Source organism: Kitasatospora sp. NPDC056783 (assembly GCF_042789895.1).
Lineage (GTDB): Bacteria > Actinomycetota > Actinomycetes > Streptomycetales > Streptomycetaceae > Kitasatospora.
The window spans coordinates 1-2,353 of record NZ_JBHUAF010000644.1 but is presented as its reverse complement, the minus strand read 5'-3'; the positions used below and the strand labels follow the sequence as shown (position 1 = coordinate 2,353).

Here is a 2,353-nt window from a genome sequence, read left to right as displayed (position 1 = left end):
CCCCTTCCCGGGCCGGGGCGGTGGCACCGCCGAGCGCCGGGCCGGGCCCGGGAGGCCCGCCCGGGCCCGGCCCCCGACGGCCCCGAGCACCCACCGCCCGGCCGTTCTCGCGCCCCGATCCTCCGCCCGCCGGGGCGCCTAGGCTCGCCCGCATGAACCGTACGATCCGCACCGTCGAGGACCTCCTCGTCCTCCTGGACGGCCTCTTCCCGCCGGCCGAACCGTTCTGGGACCGCTTCTACGCGGACCGGTCCGCCGAGCGCCCGTTCTTCACGCCCGCGCCCGACGAGAACCTGGTCTCCTACCTGGACCGCGGCCTGCTGCCCGGAGCCCCGGGCCGGGCGCTCGACCTCGGCTGCGGCGCCGGCCGCAACGCGATCCACCTGGCCTCGCTCGGCTTCGACGTCGACGCCGTCGACCTCTCCTCCTCCGCCCTCGCCTGGGCCGCGGAACGCGCCCGCGAAGCGGGTATCGGCGCCGGCCCGCGCTTCCACCGGGCGAGCGTCTTCGACGCCGAACTCCCCCACGCCCGGTACGACCTGGTCTACGACTCCGGCTGCCTGCACCACCTCCCGCCACATCGCCGGGTCAGCTACCTGGCCCTCCTCGACCGGGTCCTCGCCCCCGGCGGGCACTTCGCCGTCACCGCCTTCGCGGCCGGCGCGATGGGCTCCGAGCGCCCCGACGAGGAGCTCTACCGGCTCGGCACCCTGGAGGGCGGCCTCGCCTACTCGCCGGACGAACTCCGTTCGCTGTTCCGCGAGTTCACCCCGCTGGAGATCCGCCCGATGGCCGCCCAGGACACCGGCTCCGACCGGTTCGGCGTCCCGTTCCTCCTCACAGCGCTCTTCCAGAAAGCACCCAGCCTCTAACCGGCCTCTCATCCTCGGCCCCTAGCCTCCGACCGCATGAACGTCTCCCTGCTGGACGCCTGGTTCCGCAGCCGGACCCGGCCCAGGCTCCCCGTCCTGGAGATGATCGGCGGCGAGTTCGCCGCGCCCGACAACTGGATCCGCTCGGGCGACGCCGTGAGGACCGCCGACGCCTTCGCCGCCCGGCACAACGGCTTCGCGCCGATCCTGGTGTTCGCGGACGCCACCGGCGGCTTCCGGGTGGACACCGAGTGCGTGGACGGCCCGCACGGCCACGCCGAGAGCCATCTGCTCAAGGACGTCCCGCCGTTCGTCCGGAGGACGACGCGTAGGACCTTCCCGCAAGCGGGCAATCCCGGTCGAACGCGACATCCGGTGCCCTTGTGGGCGTTCGTCGGCAACTCGCGGTGAGCCTTCGTGACTTGGCGCTCCGGCATATGGGACGCGGCTTGGCTCTCGGCGGCCCGGTGGAATAGGTTTCGACCGCCGTCGACGTGGCACCGCGCCTGACCTCCCTTCAGTCCCGAGGCGGGGGCAGCGGGGCGCGGAGCCCGGCGGCCGTACGCACAGGGGAGGGACCGCGATGCCGAGTGCCCGCGACCACGGGTCGACCGGGCGGCGGAGCCGGACGGGCGGTGCCGCGCAGCAGCGGCCCACGGCCGGCGCGTGCCCGCCCCCGACCCATGCCACCGGACATCCGAGGATACGTCAGTTGCGCACCAACAGACTCGCCACCGCCACCGCCGCAGCCCTGGTCTGCCTGGGCACCCTCAGCGCCTGCGGGCCGGAGAACGGCGGACAGGACGTCAGCCCGCCCGCCGCCCAGGCCACCACGCCGGACACCAACCCCACCAAGCCCTCCGGGTCCGACAAGGGCATCCCGAGCAAGGCCTGGATGGACACCAAGAGCATCCCGTTGGACGAGAGCTACCACTACACGCCGCTGGCGGCCAACGCCAAGCAGCTCTCCGGCGCGGTCGCGTTCAAGGGCATGGAGCTGTGCCGCGCCGCGGTCGCCAAGGACGACGAGCCGCTGTTCACCGGCGCCGCCGCCGCGAAGTCCGAGGTCGGCTTCGGCGGGGACCGCTGGGCGGCCCAGCAGACCCTGCTGTTCCACGGCGACCCGACCCACAGCAGCGGCGTCAAGCAGAGCACCAACCTGGCCCAGGGCCGTCTGACCGAGGCGGTCAAGAACTGCGCCAAGACCGCGCCCGGCGCCACCGTGAAGGTCGACAGCGCCCCCGAGGCACCGTACTTCGCCGCCGTCCTGACCGTCCCGCAGTCCGACGGCAGCACCGTCACCCTGCACGAGTACGTGGTCAGCGACGGCGGCGTGGTCAGCGAGCTGTCCGTCTGGGCCACCACCAAGGCGGGCGCCCAGCCCAAGGACGCCTGGAAGGCCCCCGAGGACAAGTACGTCGGCACCGGCATGTCGGCGCCGATGTGCGAGGCCTTCCCGGGCTGCGACGGGCACTGACACC

At 73.7% G+C, this 2,353-nt stretch carries 3 protein-coding genes; all 3 read left to right on the top strand.

The annotated features are described in order from the left end of the window. Positions 1-152 precede the first annotated feature (152 nt). The 3 genes from ACFRMQ_RS40195 to ACFRMQ_RS40185 all read left to right on the top strand — a co-directional run bounded on the left by ACFRMQ_RS40195 (position 153) and on the right by ACFRMQ_RS40185 (position 2,349). On the top strand, positions 153-872 hold the full coding sequence (locus ACFRMQ_RS40195; RefSeq protein WP_380735861.1) for a class I SAM-dependent methyltransferase: 720 nt from the start codon (positions 153-155) through the stop codon (positions 870-872). Between the two features lie 36 nt (positions 873-908). Further along, entirely contained in the window at positions 909-1,283 is a 375-nt protein-coding gene (locus ACFRMQ_RS40190) for a hypothetical protein (RefSeq protein ID WP_380735859.1), read from the top strand. A gap of 301 nt (positions 1,284-1,584) precedes the next feature. After that, on the top strand, positions 1,585-2,349 hold the full coding sequence (locus ACFRMQ_RS40185; RefSeq protein WP_380735857.1) for a hypothetical protein: 765 nt from the start codon (positions 1,585-1,587) through the stop codon (positions 2,347-2,349). Positions 2,350-2,353 lie beyond the last annotated feature (4 nt).

What these genes read in the sequence shown, in the direction of transcription:
- ACFRMQ_RS40195 (WP_380735861.1), top strand. Translation starts at nt 153, where the DNA reads ATGAACCGTACGATCCGCACCGTCGAGGACCTCCTCGTCCTCCTGGAC.
- ACFRMQ_RS40190 (WP_380735859.1), top strand. Translation starts at nt 909, where the DNA reads ATGAACGTCTCCCTGCTGGACGCCTGGTTCCGCAGCCGGACCCGGCCC.